At 43.2% G+C, this 24,165-nt stretch carries 13 protein-coding genes; 5 read left to right on the top strand and 8 right to left on the bottom strand.

Annotated elements, in window-relative coordinates:
• Positions 1-33 precede the first annotated feature (33 nt).
• Together HWQ39_RS11490 and HWQ39_RS11495 are read left to right on the top strand one after the other, a co-directional pair.
• Entirely contained in the window at positions 34-2,220 is a 2,187-nt protein-coding gene (locus HWQ39_RS11490; RefSeq protein ID WP_292844314.1) for a peptidase domain-containing ABC transporter, read from the top strand.
• Between the two features lie 70 nt (positions 2,221-2,290).
• Positions 2,291-3,667, top strand: coding sequence for an HlyD family efflux transporter periplasmic adaptor subunit (locus HWQ39_RS11495; protein WP_292844317.1), 1,377 nt, complete (start codon positions 2,291-2,293; stop codon positions 3,665-3,667).
• Between the two features lie 62 nt (positions 3,668-3,729).
• Here the strand turns inward: HWQ39_RS11495 and HWQ39_RS11500 are convergent, their stop codons facing one another.
• The 4 genes from HWQ39_RS11500 to HWQ39_RS11515 all read right to left on the bottom strand — a co-directional run bounded on the left by HWQ39_RS11500 (position 3,730) and on the right by HWQ39_RS11515 (position 9,238).
• Positions 3,730-3,945, bottom strand: coding sequence for a hypothetical protein (locus HWQ39_RS11500; protein ID WP_366932259.1), 216 nt, complete (start codon positions 3,943-3,945; stop codon positions 3,730-3,732).
• Positions 3,946-4,277: 332 nt separating this feature from the next.
• Entirely contained in the window at positions 4,278-6,659 is a 2,382-nt protein-coding gene (locus tag HWQ39_RS11505; protein ID WP_292844320.1) for a phosphoketolase, read from the bottom strand.
• Between the two features lie 430 nt (positions 6,660-7,089).
• Positions 7,090-7,833 carry a ribosome maturation factor RimM gene (gene rimM / locus HWQ39_RS11510; protein ID WP_292844323.1) on the bottom strand — a complete coding sequence of 248 codons (744 nt, stop codon included), beginning with the start codon at positions 7,831-7,833 and terminating at the stop codon, positions 7,090-7,092.
• A 121-nt stretch (positions 7,834-7,954) separates the two neighbouring features.
• The gene (locus HWQ39_RS11515; RefSeq protein WP_292844326.1) at positions 7,955-9,238 is read right to left on the bottom strand and encodes a valine--pyruvate transaminase; all 1,284 of its coding nucleotides are present in this window, start codon (positions 9,236-9,238) and stop codon (positions 7,955-7,957) included.
• A gap of 327 nt (positions 9,239-9,565) precedes the next feature.
• On the opposite strand from HWQ39_RS11515, the gene HWQ39_RS11520 reads away from it, so the two are divergent.
• On the top strand, positions 9,566-10,675 hold the full coding sequence (locus HWQ39_RS11520; RefSeq protein WP_292844330.1) for an S-(hydroxymethyl)glutathione dehydrogenase/class III alcohol dehydrogenase: 1,110 nt from the start codon (positions 9,566-9,568) through the stop codon (positions 10,673-10,675).
• Between the two features lie 1,239 nt (positions 10,676-11,914).
• Here HWQ39_RS11520 and HWQ39_RS11525 read toward each other — a convergent pair.
• Together HWQ39_RS11525 and HWQ39_RS11530 are read right to left on the bottom strand one after the other, a co-directional pair.
• The gene (locus tag HWQ39_RS11525) at positions 11,915-13,594 is read right to left on the bottom strand and encodes an ATP-binding protein (RefSeq protein WP_292844333.1); all 1,680 of its coding nucleotides are present in this window, start codon (positions 13,592-13,594) and stop codon (positions 11,915-11,917) included.
• 438 nt (positions 13,595-14,032) lie between these two features.
• Positions 14,033-15,943 (bottom strand): GTPase family protein, encoded by a 1,911-nt coding sequence (locus HWQ39_RS11530; RefSeq protein ID WP_292844336.1) that lies wholly within the window; start codon positions 15,941-15,943, stop codon positions 14,033-14,035.
• Positions 15,944-16,346: 403 nt separating this feature from the next.
• On the opposite strand from HWQ39_RS11530, the gene HWQ39_RS11535 reads away from it, so the two are divergent.
• On the top strand, positions 16,347-17,150 hold the full coding sequence (locus HWQ39_RS11535) for a PEP-CTERM sorting domain-containing protein (RefSeq protein ID WP_292844339.1): 804 nt from the start codon (positions 16,347-16,349) through the stop codon (positions 17,148-17,150).
• Between the two features lie 605 nt (positions 17,151-17,755).
• Here HWQ39_RS11535 and ebsA read toward each other — a convergent pair.
• Entirely contained in the window at positions 17,756-18,130 is a 375-nt protein-coding gene (gene ebsA / locus HWQ39_RS11540) for a type IV pilus biogenesis protein EbsA (protein WP_289797664.1), read from the bottom strand.
• Positions 18,131-18,760: 630 nt separating this feature from the next.
• Here ebsA and HWQ39_RS11545 point away from each other — a divergent pair.
• Positions 18,761-20,167, top strand: a complete 1,407-nt coding sequence (locus HWQ39_RS11545) for a glycosyltransferase family 2 protein (protein ID WP_292844342.1) — start codon at positions 18,761-18,763, stop codon at positions 20,165-20,167.
• Positions 20,168-20,335: 168 nt separating this feature from the next.
• Here HWQ39_RS11545 and dnaX read toward each other — a convergent pair whose 3' ends face one another.
• Positions 20,336-23,797: a DNA polymerase III subunit gamma/tau gene (gene dnaX, locus HWQ39_RS11550; RefSeq protein WP_292844345.1), complete on the bottom strand. Its 3,462-nt coding sequence runs from the start codon at positions 23,795-23,797 to the stop codon at positions 20,336-20,338.
• Positions 23,798-24,165 lie beyond the last annotated feature (368 nt).

The raw sequence follows: 24,165 nt of genomic DNA on the forward strand, positions 1-24,165 counted from the left end.
CTGTAATTTTCTCTCCAAAGATTACCCTTAGAAATGAAATACAAAATTGTCCTTCAACACAGTGAAGAAGACTGTGGTGCCGCCACTTTAGCCACAATTTCTCAACATTACGGACGCACATTTACCCTCAACCGAGTGCGTGAAGCTGTTGGTACTGGGGCGAGAGGAACTACGCTATTGGGATTAAGGCGGGGTGCAGAAGCCTTGGGATTCCATAGCCGGCAAGTTAAAGCCACTCCTCAACTCATCAACCAATTAGATCAAGCTCCTCTACCTGCGATTATTCACTGGAAAGGCTACCACTGGGTAGTATTATACGGGCAAAAAGGCAAAAAATATGTAATTGGCGATCCTGGCGTTGGTATTCGTTACCTGACTCACCAGGAGTTAATAACAGGTTGGAGTAATGGCGTGATGCTGCTACTCCTTCCCGATGAAAGCCGCTTTTATCAACAGGAATCAGATAAAATTGTCGGTTTTGGACGTTACCTGCAACGGGTTTATCCCTATCGGTTTATTTTAGCCCAAGCAATTTCCCTCAACATTGCGATCGGTCTACTTTCCCTTGCATCTCCCTTCATGATGCAACTACTCACCGATGATGTCCTAATCCGGGGAGATACTCAATTATTAACCACTGTTGCTATTGGCGTAATCACCCTGAATTTAATTAAAAGTGCCATTGGTTTAGTACAATCGCACCTCATCGGCTATTTCGGTCAAAGGTTGCAATTAGGACTAATTCTAGAATACGGGCGCAAACTCTTGCATTTACCCCTATCTTATTTTGAAGGGCGACGCAGTGGGGAGGTAGTCAGCCGCATTGCAGACGTTCACGCTATCAATAACTTAGTTTCTCAAATTGTTCTCGGATTACCCAGTCAATTTTTTATTGCTGTAGTCTCTTTGGGCTTTATGCTTTTTTACACTTGGGAGTTAACTCTAGTTTCTATAGTTGCATTTCTCATGATTACGGCTATTAACTTGCTTTTCTTGCCAGCACTGCGACAGAAAACTCGCAATATGATTGTTTCTGGTACAGAAAACCAAGGCTTTTTGGTAGAAACATTTCGGGGAGTACAAGTCTTAAAAACTACCCAAGCTACACCCCAAGCCTGGGAAGAATATCAAGGAAATTTTGGTCGTCTGGCTAACTTGGGCTGGAGTACCATGCAGCTAGGACTTTACAGCAGCACTATTACTAGTGTTCTTTCAACATTTATTAATATTGGTATTCTCTGGATTGGTAGCTATTTAGTAATTAATCGAACTTTGACAATTGGACAATTGATTGCCTATAACGGCATGAGTAGCAATTTTCTCGGCTTTTTGAGTTCTGCCATCGATTTAATCGATGAGTTTATCACTTCCCAAATAGTTATTCAACGTCTGACAGAAGTTATTGATGCTACCCCAGAAGATGAAAATGATCTTAAAAAGCAGTGGGCAGAAATTTCTGCTAATGCAGATATTACCTGCACAGAAATTAATTTTCACCACACAGGGAGAGTTGATTTAATACAAGATTTTTCCATAACTATTCCTGGGGGAAAAGCAATTGCTCTAATTGGTAAATCTGGCTGTGGTAAAAGTACCCTAGCAAAATTGATTCCTGGTTTATATACAATTCAATCAGGCAATATTCGCTATGGTTTTTATAACCAGCAAGATATATCTTTGGAATGTTTGCGTCAACAAGCAATTTTAATACCACAAGAAGCCCATTTTTGGAGTCGCTCTATTCTGGATAATTTCCAATTTAGTTATCCTAACCTTAGTTTTAGAGATATTATTATTGCCTGTCAAATTACTGGTGCTGACGAATTTATCAGGGAACTACCTGATAAATACCAAACTGTCTTAGGAGAATTTGGGGCTAATCTTTCTGGTGGACAAAAGCAAAGATTAGCTATAGCGAGAGCCATAGTTACTAACCCACCTATTTTAATTTTAGATGAGTCTACCAGCGCCCTCGATCCAGTGAGTGAAGCAGAAATACTAGATAGGCTTTTAGAGTATCGCCAGGGTAAAACTACTATTTTCATTAGTCATCGTCCTAGAGTGATCCAGCGTGCAAATTGGATTATTTTTTTAGAACAAGGGCGGTTAAAAATTCAAGGGACAGTAGAAGATTTGCGACAAGTTAATGGAGAGCATTTAGACTTTTTGGATGATGTAATTTTGAGTATTTCAGACGCGATAGATCGCGTCTCTACATGAGGATTTTGGGCTGAAATGAACTGTATTGGCTAATATCTTCACCTGTTTTTAAATTTTGAAGTGTCTAACTATGGTTAACGTTCACAACACAGACTTTTTACAACCAATTCAAACAGATGAATTTCTCCCACCGATTAGTCGTTGGATTACCTTTGGTGGACTCTTTGTTCTCTGCGCTTTAGGACTAGCGATTCCCGTCGCCACAGTTGCCAAATATAAGGTGACAGTGAAAGGGCAAGCATCTGTCCGTCTATCTGGGGAATTGCAGATTGTGCAAGCGGCAACTGAAGGCCAAGTTATGCAGATTTATGTCAAAGAAAATCAAGTTGTCAAAGCCGGAGATGCGATCGCCATTATTGACGACTCCCGCTTACAAACGAAAAAAAGCCAACTGCAAACTACTATTGAGGAAGCGAAGTTGCGACGAGAGCGAATCAAGGCTCAAATTCAAAGCCTTGACAATCAAATTAGAGCCGAAACCGATAAAATTAAGCGGATTATTAATGCAGCCTCGGCTGCATTAAGCGCTAGCCAGCGCCAATATCAGGATAAAAAAATTACTGCTATGGCTGAATTCCAAGAAGCTCAAGCTAATCTCCATTCTGCTAGGGCAGCTTTGAATGCAGCGAAGTTAAAGCAAAAGCGATATGAGAGTGTAGCCCAAGCATTGTCTAGGGATAAATTAGAAGAAGCACAGTTAGCTACAAAACAGCAAGAACAAGCTGTATCTGCTGCGATCGCTAAAAAGCAACGTGCAGAAGCAGCCTTAAATCCCAGTCATGCAGAAGTAGAAATTGCTACTGAGCAGATAGCCCGAGAAAAATACGCAGGTGAAAGTAACAAAGCTGCTTTAGAAAAAGAATGGCAAGGAATGAGCAAGCAACGGATGGAAGTAGAAAAACAGTTAGAGCGTGATACTAGAGAACTACAGCAAGTGGAAAATGAACTTAATCACACCACTATCACTGCTACTGCTGATGGTATTATTTCTAAGATAATCTTGCGTAACCCCGGTCAAACTGTGCGTCCTGGCGAAGAAGTCTTGCAGATTGTCCCCAGTCATGCCAAGCAGATTGTCAAGGCAGTAGTGGCATCTGAAGATAAAAGTAAGCTCAAAATTGGTCAACAAGTTCAAATGCGGGTTAGTGCTTGTCCCTACCCAGATTATGGCACTCTCAAAGGTAAGGTCGAGGCGATTTCTCCAGATACCATGACTTCCCCAAACAATACAAATGGATCTCCTTCTTATGCCAATAGCATTCCGAAAGAGGCTGTTTCAGGTGCTTTTTATCAGGTGACTATTGAGCCGGAAAGTCTGTTTTTAGGTAAAAGTAAAAATCTGTGTCCCATTCAGTTGGGAATGGAAGGTAGAGTAGATATTATTTCTCGTGAAGAAACGGTACTGCAATTTTTCTTGAGAAAAGCCAGGTTAATTGCAGATGTGTAATGCTAAACAAAATAATTACAATTTCAGGACTTCTCAGGCAACATCTTTGTTTATGTCATTTCTTATTTCGTTTTGAATTTCATCCCAAGACACAGTACCATTAATGCGTATATCTTCTCTAGCTTCTTTACTTTAATGGCTTTTAAGTCTTCGTCATCGTCGACATCATCGATTCTTTTCAAGAGTGCGTGAATTTCATCTAAAGTACTGTCATAAGCTTGAGTTAGCAGTACGTTAATATCTTTAATTAACTGTTCTCTTTCGTGTGATGATTTCATTTTTAATCATCGGAGCGTGGTTTGACTTTTTTTGTCACCATCTCTAGTTTCGCCTAAATACTATCTTATTATCAATAAGACCCACTTTTTAAGTGAGTTAAAGAATCTCTTCTGCGTAATACCAATTCTTTATGAAGCTGCATAGAATTCGATCCCCCCTAGCCCCCCTTAAAAAGGGGGAAACCGGAAAAACGTCTATCAAAGTCCCCCTTTTTAAGGTGGATTTAGGGGGATCAAGATATCTGCAACTTCACATTAAATTGGTATAAGTTATAAAAAAGGGAGAAGCAGGGAGAATAGTTTCCCCTCTGCTTCTTTCCCCTCATCTCCTTTTAATAAGGCCACTTCCAATCGCGGATTTCCGGCACATCATCGCCGTACTTCTGAATGTAATGCTTGTGTTCAATCAGCTTATCCTGCATCTGCTGTTTCACATAAGCTGCCCTAGATCCTAGTTTGGGAACGCGATCGATTACATCAATTACTAAATGGAAGCGATCTAAATCGTTGAGAACAACCATATCAAAGGGAGTGGTGGTAGTTCCCTCTTCTTTGTAGCCACGCACATGGATGTTTTGATGATTAGTGTGGCGATAGGTTAGGCGATGAATTAGCCAGGGATAGCCATGAAAGGCAAAGATAACAGGTTTGTCGGTGGTGAAAATTGTGTCAAAATCTTTTTCACTCAAACCGTGGGGATGTTCGCTTTTTGGCTGGAGTGTCATCAAATCGACTACGTTCACTACCCGCACTTTTAAATCTGCGAAATGCTGACGCAAGATGTCTACGGTCGCCAAAGTTTCTAAGGTGGGAACATCCCCAGCACAAGCTAGCACTACATCTGGATCGCCGCCTTCGTCGTTGCTTGCCCATTCCCAAATGCCGATGCCTTTGGTGCAGTGCTTGATGGCTGCATCTATGTTGAGATATTGCAATGCTGGCTGTTTTCCAGCAATGATGACGTTAACATAGTTGCGGCTTTTTAGACAATGGTCAGTTACCGACAGCAGAGTGTTGGCATCGGGCGGCAAATAAACGCGAACGATCTCGGCTTTTTTGTTAAGTACATGGTCGATAAAACCGGGGTCTTGGTGAGAGAAGCCATTATGGTCTTGTCGCCAAACGTGAGAGGTGAGTAGGTAATTGAGGGAAGCGATCGGTCTACGCCAGGGAATATGTCTGGTGGTTTTCAACCATTTGGCGTGTTGGTTGAACATGGAATCAATGATGTGGATGAATGCCTCGTAACAAGTGAAAAATCCGTGGCGACCTGTGAGAAGGTAGCCTTCTAACCATCCTTGGCAAGAAGTTTCAGCGAGAACTTCCATCACCCGACCGTCGGGGGAAAGGTGGTCATCTTCGGGGTAAATCTCGGCTACGGAAACTCTGTCAGTAACTTCCAGTACAGGATCTAAACGATTCGATGCTAATTCGTCAGGGGCGAAGATACGGAAATTGCGACTTTCTTGGTTAAGTCGCATGATATCCCGCAGGAATTTGCCGGTGACTTTGGTAGCTTCTGCGATCACTTTCCCTGGTTCAGCGACATCTACAGCATAGTCTCGAAAGTCCGGCATCTTCAGGTCATACAGCAAAATACCGCCGTTAGCGTGGGGATTGTCACCCATGCGTCGATGCTTTTTGGGGGCTAGTTCTGCTAGTTCAGGAATCAGCTTACCGTTAGCGTCAAAGAGTTCTTCTGGTTTGTAACTCTTCATCCAATCTTCTAAGAGTTTCAGGTGTTCTGGCTGTTTCGCTATGTTGGTCAGGGGAACTTGGTGCGATCGCCAAGAACCTTCGGTTTTTTTGCCATCCACTTCCTTAGACCCTGTCCAACCTTTGGGGGTTCTCATGACAATCATCGGCCATTGAGGACGTTCAGTGAAACCATGTACGCGGGCTTCTCTTTGGATGCTTTGAATTTCGGCGATCGCTGTTTCTAGAGTCGCCGCCATCTGCTGGTGGACATCTGCGGGATCGTCACCTTCTACAAAGTATGGTTTGTAGCCGTAACCCACAAATAAACTCTCCAACTCATCATGGCTAATCCGTGACAGTATAGTTGGGTTAGCAATTTTATACCCATTTAGGTGCAGAATCGGCAATACAGCACCATCACGTACAGGGTTAAGAAACTTGTTGGAATGCCAGCTAGTTGCTAAAGCACCTGTTTCGGCTTCACCGTCACCCACAACAGCAGCAACAATTAAGTCAGGGTTATCAAAGGCAGCACCATAAGCGTGGACGAGGGCATAACCTAATTCCCCGCCTTCATGGATTGAGCCAGGAGTTTCCGGTGCTACGTGACTGGGAATACCACCGGGGAAAGAGAACTGTTTAAAGAGTTTCTGAATTCCTTCAGCATCTTGGGAGATGTTGTGATAATACTCAGTGTAAGTTCCTTCTAGGTAGGTGTTGGCTACCAGTCCAGGGCCTCCATGACCAGGGCCAGCAATATATATTATGTTGAGGTCATATTTTTTGATGACCCGATTCAGGTGAACATAGATAAAGTTCAGCCCTGGCGTTGTGCCCCAGTGCCCTAAAAGTCTAGGTTTGACGTGTTCCAGCTTTAGGGGTTCTCTGAGTAGCGGATTGTCGAGTAGATATATCTGCCCAACCGAAAGATAGTTAGCTGCACGCCAGTAGGCATTTATCTTACGTAATTCTTCGTCTATTAAAGGCTTTGTTTGTGGAGTCGTTGCTAATGTCATTATCGACACTCCATTCCAAAAGGTTTTTGATGGATTCATCAGTAAGCAATGGTACTTGTTTTCCAGATGACGGCCATCTACCCATGATGAATTTTTTCAGCCTTCGTGTTCCATCTCCATATGACCGTGTTACATGTCGATATTGTAAACATAATGTTAGAAGCGACCGATTAGAAGAACACATCAAAAATAAGTGTGTAGTAAAAAATAGTCGCGTAAATGCAATTACCAACAAGAAGCAAATTGTTTCTACTAAATTTAATCAGCCAAATAATCATGTTTCGTGTCCTTATTGTAAGCAAGGTATTAGAAAAGACAGATTACAAACCCATATAAACAAAAAGTGTTCCAAATTTTTCCGTAAGTAAATACAAATCAATCTGTCGCCTGGTGGGTCCTCAGAGGCTATGGAGGCAGATCACGGAATGACCTAATTATTAATTTCCAATAACCCAGGCGGTGGCGTGATTTCAATACGATTAGATTTCAAGTCTACTATTGGTGCGATCGCTTCCACAAATGGAATCAAAACAGTCTTTTGCTTTTTGTCGCCAGCCAATGATTCATGCAACTTTACTTCTAACAAATCATTGCCGACAGGGATGATGTCTACCACCGTACCAACGAGTTCGCCAGATACCTGCATGAAAACTTCCAAGCCAATCAAATCGAGGACATGATATTCATCTTCGCCTAATTGGGGGCGATCGCTAGCTGGCACCATTAACGTACAACCACGCAACGCCTCCGCCTGATCGCAATTTTCCACACCAGCTAATTTGATTACATACAAGTTTTTGTTACTGATATAACGTCCTGTTAATAATTCGATTGGTTGCGGTTCTGTGTCACCTGAACGCAACAACCAACGTTTTCCCGGTACCTCAAATCTTTCGGGAAAGTCTGATACAGGATAAACCCGTAATTCTCCCGACAATCCTTGAGGGGAAACAATCTTACCAATTTCTAGCCAATTATCGAGATTGGGGACTGGGGACTGGGGATTGGCGAAGGTGGGGCTCTCTCTGGAGATAAGGGGTAATGGGGATTGGGGACTACTGGGGATTTTTGAATTTCCTCCTACTCTCTTACCCCTCTGCTTCTCTGCCCTTTTGCTTCTCTGCCCTTTTGCTTCTCTGCCTCCAATCTCTTTATTAGCTTCTTCGTGTTTCATTTCGATTTTTCCTACTAGTACAACATGGCGGAAATAAAGCACTCATTCCAAATCAATGAAACGCTGATGCTGTATTCATTTTTAACTTTTAATTTTTAATTTTTAATTCCGCCTTGCGGTACTAGGCAGTCACAGCCGCACGCTTATAAGCTTCTTCAGCTACTTTTGCTAAACGTTGCATAGCAGTAGCAATCTCCTCATCGCTGCCGGTGAGGCTGATGCGGAAGCATTGGTGCTTGTGCGCCCACTCTTCCTCTAAACCGGGGAAGAAAGTACTTCCAGGGACAATAATCACACCTACTTGCTTTAATTGTTGGTAAAATTCCCAATCAGTGATGGGTAAATCTTGTAACCACAACCAAGCAAAAATTGCTCCTTCACCGCGATGGAGGAACCAAGGTAAATCCTTGGGCATCGCTTCTTCTAAGCTGGTTTCTAAAACGGTAAATTTATTTTGGTAAAAGGGACGGATGACAGTATGAGAAATTTCCACTAAGCGGCCAGAATTGATTGCATAAGCTGCGATCGCTTGGCCGTAACGTGAAGAATGGAGACTCATATTTGCCTGAAAACACTCCAGCACTTCAATCCACTTTTCATCCCCAATCGCTATACCAATTCTTTCCCCTGGTAATCCGGCTTTGGATAAACTCAGGCAGTGGAGAATGTTATCGCCAAACACTGGTGTCATTTCGGTAAAGTTCAATGCGGGGAAGGGAGGCGCATAAGCGGAGTCAATTAACACGGGTAAATTGTAAGGCGCAGCCAGCGCGGCAATCTTTTTCACCTCATCATCGGTGAGGACGTTACCAGTAGGATTACAGGGGCGAGAGAAAAGTACACAACCAGTATTTTGTGTAATCGTAAGTTTGCTGAAGTCGGGGCGATATTTAAATCGGTGGGCAGCTGCATCAATATCGAGAGTTGGTTTGTAGGCAGTTAAGGCTTTTGGAACTAAGCAGATACCGCCGTAACCTGTGTAGTCAGGGCTGAGGGGCAAAACGATTTGTTTTAACTCGCCGCTGGGGGTGTAGCCACCGAAGGTATTAGCAGCGTAGAAGTAGAGGGTTTGACTACCGGGTGTGATCAGGATATTGCGATCGCTCAAGTTTAACCCGTAGCGTTTGTTAAAATCGTTAGCGATCGCTTCAATCAATGGTGCATAACCCTGACTTGAGCCGTAGCGGCAAACTACCTCACCATATTCTGGACTAGCAAGAAGTTGTGCAGTACAATCCCGCCATAATTGCTCTACCTCTGGCAAAATCAACGGATTACCAGCACTCAAATTAATAAACTGCTTCCCTGCACCCGCTCGTAATGTTTCGATAATATCCTTCATGATTGCTCTGACGCCAGTCAGGTTGGACATTTGAGCGCCAATTTGAGTTAGGGCAGGGTTCATAAGCTGTAATAAAATATATTAATTGAGGGGTGGACAAATTATTTGGGGTTTGCTGCTGACATCCAGTTTACATCGTTGTCAAAACAGCTGTTGCCGCCTTTAACCAATCTAGCTAGAGAATGATATTTTAACAAAGGTAATAATATTTATCGTTATAGCGGCGATCGTGCTGAGTAAATTCAATGAAGTAATACAAAAGTTTATCATGTGTTTAATATTTATGAGGGAACTGGGTACTGGGGATTGGGGACTGGGACAAAGAGAATAACCAATGCCCAATCCCCAATGCCCAATCCCCAATAAAAAAACGATAAAGGAGCGCTGAAATTGAAAGTTAAAGCAGCAGTAGCTTACAGCGCAGGTAAGCCGTTAACGATTGAAACCGTTCAACTATCGGGGCCAAAAGCTGGCGAAGTGTTAGTTGAAGTGAAAGCAAGCGGGGTTTGTCACACCGACGCTTTTACCTTATCTGGTGACGATCCAGAAGGTTTGTTTCCGGCTATTTTGGGACATGAAGGTGCTGGTGTGGTAGTGGAGGTAGGCGCTGGTGTCAGCAGTCTCAAACCAGGAGATCATGTGATTCCTCTCTACACTCCCGAATGTCGCCAGTGCGAATATTGTTTGAGTTTCAAAACTAATCTCTGTCAAGCCATTCGCTTAACTCAAGGACGCGGTGTGATGCCTGATGGCACCAGTCGCTTTAGTGTGGATGGGCAGATGATTCATCACTACATGGGTACATCCACTTTTGCTAACTATACGGTGTTGCCGGAAATCGCTTTGGCAAAAATTCGCGAAGATGCCCCATTTGATAAGGTTTGTTACATTGGTTGCGGTGTGACTACTGGTATTGGTGCAGTCATCAATACTGCCAAGGTGGAACCTGGAGCAAATGTCGTGGTTTTCGGTTTGGGTGGTATAGGTTTAAATGTCATCCAAGGGGCGCGGATGGTAGGGGCAAATATGATTGTCGGAGTAGATATTAATCCCAACAAACGCGCCTTGGCGGAAAAGTTTGGCATGACACACTTTGTTAATCCTCAAGAAGTAGAGGGTGATTTAGTTTCCTATCTAGTTGATTTAACAAAAGGCGGTGCTGATTACAGCTTTGAATGTATTGGTAATGTCAAATTAATGCGTCAAGCATTAGAATGCTGCCACAAAGGTTGGGGTGTCAGCGTGATTATCGGTGTTGCTAGTGCTGGACAGGAAATCAGTACTCGTCCTTTTCAACTAGTAACTGGGCGCGTTTGGAAAGGTTCGGCATTCGGTGGTGCTAGGGGACGTACAGATGTGCCAAAAATCGTTGATTGGTATATGGAAGGTAAGATCAATATTGATGATTTGATTACCCATGTAATGCCCATTGAGCAAATTAATGATGCTTTTGAATTGATGCACAAAGGCGAATCAATTCGGAGTGTGGTGACTTTCTAACTCGTAATTCGTAATGGGCTACGCTAACGGAATTCGTAATTAAAAAGGCTTTGTAGCTGATGGAATGCCACTAAAAAAAGCCTAATACCAATTCTTTATGAAGCTGCATAGAATTCAATCCCCCCTAGCTCACGCCAGTCGCTCATGGGGGAAACCCCCAAGACCGCGCTGGCTCCCCTTAAAAAGGGGGAACCGGAAAAACGTCTATCAAAGTCCCCCTTTTTAAGGGGGATTTAGGGGGATCAAGATATCTGCAACTTCACATTAAATTGGTATAAAGTGTTATGTCGCTTCGTTCCCAGCCTCCAAGCTGGGAATATATTAAAAAGAGTCTGCTGCCGTCTGGTAAAGCCGCAGAGCATTTCCGGCTTTGCTCCTGAATTCTGATTTCTAAATTATGAATTTTTCTTCAAGTATATTTGCTGATTACTTTATCAAAATACCTAATTACTTTATCAAAATACTTAATTAAGTTATTAAAATACCTAATTACTTTATCAAAATGGCATTTGACTTACTCAAAAGCTCATTCGACTTACTCATTTTGGTGTTTTCCGCAAGTAAAAGCTTATTTGACTTACTCAAAAGCTTATTCGACTTACTCATTTTGGTGTTTTCCGCAAGTAAAAGCTTATTCGACTTACTCAAAAGCTCATTTGACTTACTCATTTCGGTGTTTTCTGCAAGTAAAAGCTCATTCGACTTACTCTTTGGGTAAATCACGCACTAGTTTTAGTGTAAATAGGTAGGTGTGAATAATTAAAGGACTTTCGTTTAGGCTAAAGCACCCTAAAATTAAGAAAGGTTCACAATACTTTTCGGTTAAGACAAAAGACGCGATAAATCGCGTCTTTGCGATCTAGAATTTTCATCAAAAAACCTTAACCGAACCGTATTGGGAAGGTTCAGGGACTTCCCGAAAATAAATTATCCGATTGACTCAGATAATATTTTTCTTTCTCCCCTTGCCCCCAGCTAGTAGCCCCCTGCCTACACTGCGATAGAATATTTTTTTAGTTGGAAGTCCCTCACCAGGTTTTGAACCCACTATGCAAACACTACAAACCAGACAAACAGAGGAAAACCTGATGCAAAACTTGTATGAAGCAGGCTTCTCCTCTGCAATGTTTATATCTTTTTGAGGAAATTCTGAGCGATCGCTTTTATCCCGGTGAGTCTACCACAGATGATTTAATGAATTGACACTCCTCAGTCAAAATCCACAAGTAGCAAAATTTGTCAACTTGATAATACTCCATCAAAGTATCGATCAATTTCTGCTGTCAGTATTTCAAAGTCCACAGGCTTGGTCAAGTGGGATTTGAACCCAGCCTGAAGCGCAAGTTGCCGATCCTCCTGGCCACCGTAGCCGGTGAGTGCAATCAGAATTGAGCGATTAAATTTGGAGTCTTTACTTAGTTCCTGTGCAACGGCGAATCCATCCATTTCAGGCAGTCCGATGTCACAAATAATCACATCAGGCTCAAGCTTCCTAGCAGTTTCTACCCCTAAAATTCCATTGTTGGCAATGGAAACTTCATGCCCAAAATGCTCAAGTACTGCTTGTAATGATACGGCTGAATCCTCGTTATCTTCGATGACTAAAATCTTCAACGATTTTTGAGCCGATTCTGTAATCTCGATGTCGTTGTCTAAGGCTGTAATCTCTTCACATACAGGGAGAGTGACTTTAAATTCGGCTCCCAGATTAATCCCTCTACTTGAGGCTTGAACATTACCACCATGAAGTTCCACAAGACTTTTTACTACCGAGAGTCCCAAACCTAGCCCACCTCTTGAACGGTCTAAGCTGTGATCGGCCTGGGTAAACGGCTCAAAAAGTTTTGGTAATATTCTCGGGTCTATCCCTATGCCTATATCTCTTACGGATAAGGCCGCCACACTACCTGAGCCATTCTCACCTGGAATAACTGAGAAATCAACCCAGATCGTCCCATCTGGCTTTGAGAATTTTAAGGCGTTATCAAGAAGGTTCCCAAAGATTTGGAAAAAGCGAGTGGAGTCAACATAAGCCCACACGGGCGTGTTTGGCAGGTCATGTACTACGTTAAGATTCCATCTCTTGATTGCTTGTGCATGGTCATTGAGACTCAGCCGAACCAATTCCACCAGATTAACCTTCTCAAGGTTTAATGAAATCTTCCCATAAGTGATAGACGATACGTCAAGTAACTCATCGAGCAATTTCGAGAGGTGCTTAATCTGGTGCTGCATCATTAAAACTGTTTCCCCGACTGCACCAGTCTCACCCAGCTTTAACTTGAGTAGCTGAACGCCGTTGGAAATAGGAGCAACAGGATTCCTCAACTCGTGAGCCAGCATCGCAATAAATTTGTCTTTTAGGGCGTTTTGGTTTGTAAGTTTCTGGAAAAGTTGCACGTTAGCGATCGCAACTGCTGTAGTATCTGTCAAAATCTCAAGGAGTCCGATTTCTTCGGGTGTGGCTAGGTGTTGTGTACTCCAGTAGGCTCCAATTGCACCCAATGGTTCGGAAACCCTGATCGGAACCATCACTAAACTCTTGACAAAAGTCACTTGGTATACATCAAGACGAATTCGTGCATCTTGGTAAATGTCCTCAATTACGGCTGCTTGTTTATTAAGCATTGCCCAACCGGAGATGCAAGACTTGAGCGGAAAACGCATACCTTTCCAAAGCGGCCCAATGGCGTTTTCATCGACATAGTGGCAACACTCACCATCCCGCAGTACAAAAGTGACTCCATCCGCATTTGTGAGATCGCGAGCTGCTAAACGCACAATCTCAATAATTTCCTCTATAGTCCGCACACAAGCCAAATCCTTGACGACCGAAAGCAGCCTGTTGTAAGACGAAATGTTATAGCTTTGAGGTGAATTCTGTTCTTGAGAGATGGAGGTTTGTAATATATTTTTCATAAAAGACTCCAAACAAAAGGGATGTCTGTATAAAAACTCAGGTAAAGCGGGTAAGTTTTAGCAGATACTTACTATTAATCGTAATCTTAACTTTAGATATTGAGAGTACAATTTTTTAACGCATTTTTTCTCATGTTGTAGTATAAATGTTTTTAAGGCAATCAGTGAATATTCTGAAAAAAGCTCGTGTGTTTTAATGCAACCTCTGATGTTTAAGATACTGCGGTTACGTAATTAGGAATAAGAATTAAATAAAATACAGTTTATGTCCCTGGTTTACCTCACCCTCAATCCCTCTCCGATATATTGGAGAGGGAAGCTAAAGACAGGATTGAAATTCAATTAACTCTTGTGTGGTGGGCATCTTGCCCGCCCAGCTTATATCGCGGGCAAGATACCCACCCCACAATATTGGATAATTTATTTCTTGGAGTTCCCTTATTTAGCGATCGCCAAATAATACTCAAATCGCTCCCGGAGTTGTTCAACCGTTAAATTTTGAGTCCAGTACTCTACTAGGGCGTGACCGAATGCCCAGGCGTTGCGATCGGGTGCAGCAGAGTTTTCTAGCAGTAACGGCCAAAGGGATAGCAATTCAAAGTTGAGTGAGTTGGAGTTGCCTGTATTCAAGAGCGAGAAAAGTTCATATCCCATTTGAAGTTTGCCAATCACAATCGGCAACTGTTCCACGGGAATTTGCTCTGCCAACATATATGCTAAAGCTGGAGATCCGGTTGAGAGCGTAGAAACAAACTGGAGGACGGGACTTTTGAGCAATGATGTTAGTCCCTGTGTTGTCGTCATTTGGAAGGTGTAGTGGTCGATGATTTTGGCGGTGGCGACGATACGGGCTTCTAAGTTACGCAAAAAGCGGGCGAGACGGAGTTGCTTGGTAGGTGCGATCGCATCGACTAATCCCAACGATAGCGCCTCCACTCCCCAAGGAATTCGATTTGTTTTGCTGTCACTTGTAACCACAGGTAAAACTAGATTACAGAAGTTTCCTAGCAGTTTGGCGCGATACTCAGTGGCTTCACGAATGGCAATTTCTTTGGCGCGATCGCCCCATTCCCAATCATAAGGCGGTTGCCATTCGCGGATGGGACGCAAACGATCTACCTGGGTGACGATCGCGATCGCAGGTAAATCTGCAACTTCTGCTTTGATATCTTGCAAAAAGTCCACATCCATTTGCAGGGCAGGATCGAGGGCAGGGGTAGCTAACAGCAGCAAATCTGCGTTGATGGCATAATCAAGCACCAAATTTCGGAGTTTGGCACGGTTGACTTGTTCGTAACCAGGTGTATCCCAAAGCGTTAGGGTTTCCCCACCTTGAGTTTGCCATTGATAATTTTGAATGCGATCGGTACTGGGTAAAACATCAACGGCTGCAAGATCCGCCTGAAATAGCGTGTTAATCAGGCTACTTTTTCCCGATCCTGTGCGCCCTACCAATAGAATATTAACGGGCTTTTGCCCAACCGCCTCGGCTGGTTTAGCTTGAGTTAAGATTTCTCGCAGTGTTTGGGTTTTTGCCTGGGGTAAAGTTGGCGTGGAAACTACGGTTGCTGAAACTGGGCTGCGTCCATAAAGTGCGATCGCCTGCCCACATAAGTTTCTCAGGGCAGCTTCTCGAAATAACTGACTTAAATTTCCCAACAATTGCTGAGTTGCTTGGTTACTAGAACCCTGGCTAGCTTGTTTTGCCACCGCCGCCACCGGATTTAAAACCCACTGTGCCCAATTCCAAACACGCCAGAATTTTCGGGCCGATGGTTCCAACTTCCGGTAGACTTCATATCCTTGGTATGCTTGTCCCACCGTAACCTGATTGAGGATAGGGGATAACTTTTGCATCCACTGATCCATATCATCCACCGTTCCGCGAATCAGCCCATAAGCTTGGGGAACGTAGATATTCAGCAGAGGATATTGAATTTGAGGATTGTAAATATGAGCGATCGCCACGACTAAATCTTGGCAGCGCGTCCAAAAAGTTTGCCAGTCTTCCCAAATGGGGCGATCGCTTTGTGCTGCTTGCAGAATTTCTTGGAGTGCGGTTTCTGCAAGCTTTGTAGTGTCACTTCCCACTGGTTGTACTGTATCTTCTGCCGTCGATTCTAGTTCTTCACGAACTTGAGTTAATACAGCTTCTATTTGGTTAACAGCTGGTTGAGTCCATTTGACTAGCAGCCAACGCCAACCCACGAATAAAAGGGTAAACACACCCCAAATCCAACTAATGCCCCACACGTGAATTTGCGAACCGGCGGATACCAGTAAAAAAAGGATGATAAACGCGATCGGGATTGCTAATACAACCCACTGCCACGGTTTTAATCGCACCATTGCCCCATACCTGCTTTGGTTAGACTGCTTATATTGCTATTGTCTATCTAAATCTGGTTGTGAGTTCTGGATTACTGCATGTATTAAAGTGTAATAATAGCTCACGCTGGCTGCTAGTAGTCTGTCAAAAATTAATTGACGAATAAATTTTCTCTAGAGACGGCGATTTATCGCGTCTCTCTAACTGTCAAAATGAAACGACATTTGAATTGAGTAATCAGGTGATTGCCTCCGACACGCTCCACAAAAGCAAGAATAAAAATAGGGATTGACAAGGCTTTTTGTTGCTGATGAAACTTCCATCAGAAGCTTGGGAATAATAAATCGTGCTAGAGAAACATTTGCAATGAATCTCAGCAGCTTAGGTGTGTTTACCATCGGCAATTAAAGGAACAATTTGTTAATGAAAGTGAGTTCATCAGGGATCAAGCTAGGTTTTGCAGTTATTAGCAGTAGTTGTTTAGCAACAGTAGCGATCGCTTTCAGTAGCGCCAGTGCAATTGCTGCTCAATTCATCACAATTGAAAGTAGCGGTACTTTATCAGGGACAATCGAACTTCCCAGAAATAATCCCAATTTCAATAACAGTATTACTCGTATTGATACGGATGAAGCTGGAACTTATTATCGGAACTTAGGTACTAATAATAATCCTAATTATGTTCCTGTATACCAGTCAGACTATTTAAAGGTACAAACACGCTCTGATGGAAGTCTGCATTACTTTGTTGACTTTAAAGGTATTCCAATTGTCTCCTTTGATGGTGTTCTCACATCGCCAGTTCTCTCTGGTGGTCAGTTGACACCCTATAAATATCAGGGGCAATTGGCAGGAACTACATTTCAAGGAGTAGTTCAGGATGAATTTAATCTCACAAAGGCTTTCTACACTGGCACTGTCACCGACCCAGACACCGGAAAGCAGTACCAAGGCACTTTTGAAGTGAGTGGATATGGACAGCGATATAGTAATCCCAATGGTAGTTTAACTCCCACAGTCTTTGATTTTCAGTCCGATATTCCAGGTTTGCCAACCATAACATCCTTGACCATAACTAACGCTACCTTGGCAAATCTGAGAATTAAAGTACCTATAGATGAAACTTCTATTCCAGAACCCGCTAGCCTTGTGGGAATCTTGATGGTAGCTGGTTGCGGTATTCTTTTGAAAAGAAGAAAAGACATCGAACCTAAGAAGATGTTTTGAAACTGAGAGGCTGTTATGAAGAGTGCTGAGTTACAGCTATTTTCAGGTAAATAAACCACGCGGTAGGGGCACAGCAATGCCCATAGGGACTTCCAAATAAAAAAATATACTATCGTTTTGACGGCAGGGGGCAGGGAGCAGGGCGCAGGGGGAAAGAAAATCGTTTTGATTTGGTTAAATTGGATAATTTATTTCTTGGAAGTCCCATACGTGTCAACTTAAGCTGAAACTCCTTTAAAACCTCGTTTCCAGCCGGAGGCTGGAAATGCAACTCAAAAGCGACTCTGCCGCCAGTAAGGAAGGCGGAGCCTCAATGATGAGCATTCCCAGTCGGAGACTGGGAACGAGGCAAAACGGCTTATCTGTTAGCTTCCTTACCTGCCTTGAAATAAATTTCTTTGGCTTTTAGCTAAAGTCTACTGAATTAGACTGGAGATTTTTGGCGATATTTAGTCATCTTCAGATGACTTTAGCTATGAGGCGGGAATTTCAATTTCCGACGGACGAGCGGTTTCACGTTAAGTTGACACCAATGGGCATGTTCTCTACGGGTGTACCTTACTTACTAGGTCGGGAAACACTATAGAAGTCCGGCTGAATTGAATCTAATCATCTATACGCAAGAGCTTGCGGTAAAACGGTTGTGAAAAATCGGTTATGCGATAACGTTTATAGTTGTCCATAAGTTCAATTAAAAAATTAATAAACTCGAAACTAGCCATCATCAGTTCATAACTTAGGTCAGCGTTGCCATCAAACTGAATTCGGCAACGAGTTAAGTCTGAGGGTAGGGTGGCAACATTCCAGGAGGCGACAAAGGGGACATGTTCACTGGCTTCTATCTTCCGATGTCCCTCCAAGACCCCTTTTTGATAAAGACTGATGGCATAGGGTAAGAAATTGCGCCTAGCGCCCTGAACGTAAGGTAAGTAAACACTGGCTTGCTGTTGAGTGGCCGGCTGAAGTTGCTCAATAGACATTATTAAATATTCCTCAAGTTAGTTTGCAATTAGGGCATTAGTGGCTGTTAGTAGTATTCCCAAAAGACATATCTAAAGCACATGAGGGAGCGGGGAAGAAGCAAGGTAGCTGGGAGCAGGGAGTAAGGGAGAAGAGTTTTCCCCTCTGCCTCTTTTCAATACCCAATACCCAAAAAATGAAGTTCCTGCTAAGAAATATTAAAATTTCGGTTACAATGATGCTGCATTAACTGTTATCGAAGCTGGGAACGATAACACTAAAAATCCCGACTGTAAAGTGGTGGATAACGTTATTGCAGTTTCTCCCAACAAAAAGCTGCTGCTATCTTGCTATTACTTTGCCTAAACCGGAGTTCTCTTTAGAGAAAGTCCGACTCTACAAGCTTCCTGCCGAAGTGGCTATCAAAGGAATCAAGCCTCTGTCTAAGAGTAGCAAACGTGGTTAATGTCAAGTAATTACGCACAGTGGCGGTGACAACAAAGGTAGTCCCAGTGGCTTTTGGCTTAGGGATAGCGGGTATTGCAGTTTGCCCATTCCGATTAAAATCGGGAAAAGTAGCTTAGGGATATTTGTCCGTAAAATTACTAACTGTAGACAAATAGTGGTTTTTGAATCAAGCAACCTAACCTATGCCAGCGAATTCCTGGCCCGAAGAAGATTCTTATCAAGAGCTTGATCCGCTCAACTCCTTGTTATCTGACCTATCAGTAGATGAGGAGTCGGTGTTAGAGACAGATCCGGTGTCTCTACCATCGCGGTTTCAAGGTCGTAGAGGCAAAGCGGCTCTAGTCTTGACTATCGTCTGGAGTGGCACGATCGCTCTACATTTAGTTTCTTGGGCTTCCATTTTTATTCTAGGACTAACCACCATTCTAGGATTCCATGCTTTGGTGGTAGTGTTTACTAAATCCCGCCGTAACCCAAAAGAAATACAAGGAGATTTGCCTTCTGTATCTGTGCTGGTGGCTGCGAAAAATGAGGAAGCGGTAATTGCTAAATTAGTCAAAAATCTTTGTAATCTGGAATATCCAGGTGGGCAGTACGAAATTTGGATAATTGACGATCACAGCAGTGATAGCACACCACATTTATTAGCAGAACTCGAACAGAAACACAACCAGCTGAAAGTACTAAGGCGTTCAGCAGAAGCTACTGGTGGCAAATCGGGGGCGTTGAATCAGGTATTGCCGCTGACAAAGGGCGATATCATCGCAGTATTTGATGCTGATGCTCAAGTGACACCAGATTTGCTGCAACAGGTAGTACCTTTATTTCAGAGAGAAAATGTCGGGGCGGTGCAAGTGCGAAAAGCGATCGCCAACGCTAAAGAAAACTTTTGGACTAAGGGTCAAATGGCAGAAATGGCACTTGATACCTGGTTCCAGCAACAGCGGACTGCTCTTGGTGGCATTGGCGAACTGCGGGGCAATGGTCAATTTGTCCGGCGTTCCGCGTTGGAAAGCTGCGGTGGCTGGAATGAAGAAACCATTACCGATGATTTGGATTTGACAATCCGTTTACATTTGGATAAATGGGATATTGAGTGTGTTTTCCATCCAGCAGTGCAAGAAGAAGGTGTGACAAGTGCGATCGCACTCTGGCATCAGCGTAACCGTTGGGCAGAAGGTGGTTATCAGCGCTATTTGGATTATTGGGATTTAATTCTCAAAAACCGCATGGGAGGGCGTAAAAGCTGGGATTTGCTGATTTTTATGCTGATTATGTATATCTTGCCGACAGCAGCAATCCCAGATTTATTGATGGCGATCGCTCGTCATCGTCCACCAATATTAAGTCCCATCACAGGCTTGTCCATTTCTATGTCGATGGTAGGGATGTTTACAGGTCTGAAACGAATACGTCAAGATCAAAAATTCCCACTTTCTACATATTTTATAATGCTCGTGCAAACCCTGCGTGGCAGTTTATATATGTTGCACTGGTTAGTCGTTATGAGCAGTACTACTGCCCGCATGTCAGTAAGACCAAAGCGGCTAAAATGGGTGAAAACTTTGCATACTGGGCATGGGGAATAGCCCCATTGGGGAATTAAAAATTAAAAATTAAAAATGCAAAATTACCAAAAATAATTTTGCATTTTTTTTAGTGACTGACAAAAATAATTGTCCAAAATTATTTGTATGTTCATAGGGGCGCAAGACCTTGCGCCCCTACAATGGGATATTTTTTTAACTGAAAGTTCTTTATTCATCGTCCACGTCTGCTTCTTCTACCCATTCTGGTGTAGTTATGGAATCGGAGAATTCTGGGAAATCATCTGCAAAACGGATAATTTGTCCGTTGAAAAATTCTGCTATACGTTGAGCTGCGATCGCTACTTCGTCAGGTTCCCAATCAGGTGCGGGTGTTTGTTTTGGGGGTGGAGGCAAAGTTTGCGCCCCATTTCCATTTACCCCATTTCTATTTATGCTATTTCCATTTACGCCGTTTCCATTTGCCCCATTTCCATTTATGCTATTTCCATTTATGCTATTTCCATTTTTTGCTGCTGTTGGTGCTGGTGGTGGAGTGGTTGGCTGTGGTACTGGCGCTGGTGACGGAACTTGCTGGTTGTAACTAGGTGTGGGTGGTTGCTGAGGGCGAGTAGAGTCTTTTGGCAGAGGATTTTTTTTGGCTGAGGTAGAGTTTGAAGAAATTCCTTTTTCTATATTTATCTGGATTTCACGCTGGAAAGTCTGCTGGAAAGCTTCCGTAATCATCGGTAGATAAGATTTTCCCTTGTCATACCATGCCTGTTTAATCGCAATTCGAGCCATAACACCGTCGAACTCAATGAGTTGGCTCATTTGACGCAGCATTTCTTGCCTTGATTTTGGCTGGAGGTTAGCAAGTACCTGTTGCCAAACCTGAGTTAAATCATAAGTTGCTTCCCCAACAACTTCTGAAGTTACTGGTTCAACGTTTGCAGGTGGCACAGGAACGGATATCGGTTCTGGGGTTGGTTGTGAAACTGGGTTAGTAGCAGAATTGTGATTCGTTTGCTGTTCAACTGGGGCAGATGAAGTGACGGGCTGATTTTGGGCAGCCGCTTGATAATGGTTTGCAGAATTATGATTTGTTTGCGGTTCAGCTAGAGGTACAGAAGAGACAGGCTGATTTTGGGCAGCCGCTTGATGATGGTTTGCAGAATTATGATTTGTTAGCGGTTCAGTTAGAGGTACAGAAGAGACAGGCTGATTTTGAGCAACTGCTGGAAGATAATTTGGAGATACAGCAGGTGTATTAACTCGTGGCGCAATACTTGGGGCTTGTGGCTGAATATTCGTCGCAGTGGGTAACAATCCTAGTAATGTTACCTCTAACCACAAACGCGGCTGGGTGGTATTCTTAATTTGCACTTCAGCTTCTCGCAAGTGTTTCTGTCCGGCTAAAATTCCACTCATATCGAAGTATTGAGCAAACTCAACCAGCGCTGTCCAGGTTTGCTGAGTACAAGCAACCAAATCGTGGCGGTTGGGTGCTGTTTTAGCTATGAGTAAATCGCGGTAGAAGGCGGCGAGATTTTGCAGAATAGTTAGGGGTTCTCGACCACGATCTAGGATGTAGTGAGTACAGTCTAGAACCGCTTCCGGTTTATCTTGAGCGATCGCATTTAAAAGACTCAGCAAGTCCTGTTCACTGACTGTCCCAACTAAATCCCAAACTCGCTCTGGTGTGACTTCACCCGCTAACAAACCCAATTGATCGAGTAGACTCTCAGCATCCCGTAACCCTCCCTGAGCAAGTTGGGCTACCAGGGTGACAGCATCATGTGAAATATGAATGTTTTCAAAAGATGCGATCGCACTTAAATGCTTCACCATCGCCTCTAACTGAATGCGTCTAAAATCAAACCTTTGACAGCGTGAAATAATCGTTGGTAACACCCGTTGCGGGTCTGTTGTCGCCAATACAAAAACTACGTGTCTCGGTGGTTCTTCTAGTGTTTTGAGTAGCGCATTAAATGCCTGAGTACTGAGCATGTGGCAATTATGTACCAAAAGCCCATTTGCTACAAAGTTATGATTATCTGCTACTTCAATATCATAGACTCGCTCAGTCCCAGCGAGGTGAACAGATTCGACAGTCTCCAAACTTGTAATCCATCGAGGGGATGGAATATTGTTTAAGGTCTGCCAGCCATTTTCTACTGGTGCTTGCACCCATCTGGATGTAGTAGTATGTCTTGCCTGTACTACTCCTGGTGTAAAATTTTGTTGCAACTGGATATCCCATTGCTGTAAGCCAACTGGCAATGAGTTGATTTTCTGCGCCAGAGAATCCTTCTGTATGCAATTGAATTCGTGGACTCCCTTCTGGACTGAGACTGAGTGAGCCATCATCCATGTACCACCAAGCAAGTCCTTCTGGGGTAATTCGATTAAGCCAGTCCATAGAGAGGAGTTTTTCATCCCTATTTGGTTTAACGATTTCAAAGACATCTTTGAGTTGGGGATGACAAGAAGTGTTACAGGTAACTGAGATGTTTCTGTATCCTTTGTTAGCTGTAATTCGCAGTTTTGGACGCAATTCTTGAAGGCGATAGGCTTTGTATTCCAACCATTCTTGCTGCTTTTCTGAGTGTGTCTAACACAATCTGGGAAATCTACTGTATTTATTGGGATAACTGATAGAGCAATCTCCAAGTAAGGTTCCGTAGATAAGTCTAAGTGCATTTGGTTGGATAACTGCCGCATCTGCAAGGAACTTTTCTGTTCTAAATTCCCAAATTCCGTGTCCTTTTTTGTATGGATGTTTTTCCCAGCGAGACTGGATGCTAATGATTCATCGGACTTTTTTTTGTAAAAAGGTTGGAATATCAAGCTTTTCACCACACCCGCAAGCACAGAAAGGTCGGAGTAATTCAGCTTGTTTAAGGATAGATTCCAGGTCGTATAATTTTTGCCCAGATGTATTGCCTTTAAACTGGTGTCCGCTAACAAATCTCCGGGTGCGTCCATCAATACCGAATTTGTAAATGAGGATGCCACATCCACATTCACAGGCGATAGTATCTTCACTCCTTCTCTTACGTCCTTTGCTGGTAGCCATCCCTGGTTTGTCCTAATTAAATGATTACCCGTACATCTAATTTCTCGGTTAGTTGTTTTGATAACGAAGGTTTGACGTTCTCCTTGATCTAACCACCTGACAACTTTCTTGAATTCCCATTTACCTGATGAGTCGTTGTAACTAAGAACCCTCTTGCCTTTGATTTTGGGATCATCGATTCTGTTAAGTCCGTTATCAGTCAATACCAGAGAATCTCCTGTTAGGCATTCGTCGATTACATAAACCTTGTAGCGACACTGTACAGGAGCAAACTGGGCTTTTTCAATCAACTCGCGGATATTATCGACACCAGTATTACTAGCGGCGTCTATTTCAATTACATCTAGGGCGTAGCCCTTGGTTATCCCCTGACAAACTTCACACACACCACAAGGTTCAGCCGTGGGCTTATCACCTTTGAGACAATTGAGGGATTTAGCCAGAATCCGGGCACTAGAAGTTTTCCCCGTACCTCTTGGCCCAGTGAATAAGTAGGCGGGGGCAATTTTGGATGTGCCGATCGCGTTCGTGAGGGTGGTGGCGATCGCCTCTTGGCCCACCAGTTCACCAAAACTTTTGGGGCGATATTTGTGGTGCAGGGGTTCATAAGACATGGAAATATAGACTTCAATGCCTTTCAACGTTAATTAGTAGCACCGAGTCGAGTTTAGGATTCAATATATTTTAAACTCTCATACCTGGCTTTATTTATCGATGTTGCCATAGCCCTTGCACTCAACTCATGCCGTATATTTTGGCACTCAGGAAAGCAAGAAACTAGAGCTGATCCTCTACTATCATTTCAACATCAATGTATGAGAATTATAGCATATCATTTAGTACATTTGTTCTATTTTAGATTGGGGGCTAGAGACTAAGGCGCGTTTTCAACCTGTAGCCACAACAAAATTGAAAAAGGGACTAGGGACTGAGAAAATTGTTCGGGGATTCAGACCACTCACTCACTACCCAAGTTTTGTTC

Source organism: Nostoc sp. NMS8 (assembly GCF_017115045.1).
Lineage (GTDB): Bacteria > Cyanobacteriota > Cyanobacteriia > Cyanobacteriales > Nostocaceae > Nostoc.

What these genes read in the sequence shown, in the direction of transcription:
- rimM (WP_292844323.1), bottom strand. Translation starts at nt 7,833, where the DNA reads ATGAAACACGAAGAAGCTAATAAAGAGATTGGAGGCAGAGAAGCAAAA.
- HWQ39_RS11500 (WP_366932259.1), bottom strand. Translation starts at nt 3,945, where the DNA reads ATGAAATCATCACACGAAAGAGAACAGTTAATTAAAGATATTAACGTA.
- ebsA (WP_289797664.1), bottom strand. Translation starts at nt 18,130, where the DNA reads ATGTCTATTGAGCAACTTCAGCCGGCCACTCAACAGCAAGCCAGTGTT.
- HWQ39_RS11525 (WP_292844333.1), bottom strand. Translation starts at nt 13,594, where the DNA reads ATGAAAAATATATTACAAACCTCCATCTCTCAAGAACAGAATTCACCT.
- HWQ39_RS11530 (WP_292844336.1), bottom strand. Translation starts at nt 15,943, where the DNA reads ATGGTGCGATTAAAACCGTGGCAGTGGGTTGTATTAGCAATCCCGATC.
- HWQ39_RS11490 (WP_292844314.1), top strand. Translation starts at nt 34, where the DNA reads ATGAAATACAAAATTGTCCTTCAACACAGTGAAGAAGACTGTGGTGCC.
- HWQ39_RS11515 (WP_292844326.1), bottom strand. Translation starts at nt 9,238, where the DNA reads ATGAACCCTGCCCTAACTCAAATTGGCGCTCAAATGTCCAACCTGACT.
- HWQ39_RS11505 (WP_292844320.1), bottom strand. Translation starts at nt 6,659, where the DNA reads ATGACATTAGCAACGACTCCACAAACAAAGCCTTTAATAGACGAAGAA.
- HWQ39_RS11495 (WP_292844317.1), top strand. Translation starts at nt 2,291, where the DNA reads ATGGTTAACGTTCACAACACAGACTTTTTACAACCAATTCAAACAGAT.
- HWQ39_RS11545 (WP_292844342.1), top strand. Translation starts at nt 18,761, where the DNA reads ATGCCAGCGAATTCCTGGCCCGAAGAAGATTCTTATCAAGAGCTTGAT.
- dnaX (WP_292844345.1), bottom strand. Translation starts at nt 23,797, where the DNA reads ATGTCTTATGAACCCCTGCACCACAAATATCGCCCCAAAAGTTTTGGT.
- HWQ39_RS11535 (WP_292844339.1), top strand. Translation starts at nt 16,347, where the DNA reads ATGAAAGTGAGTTCATCAGGGATCAAGCTAGGTTTTGCAGTTATTAGC.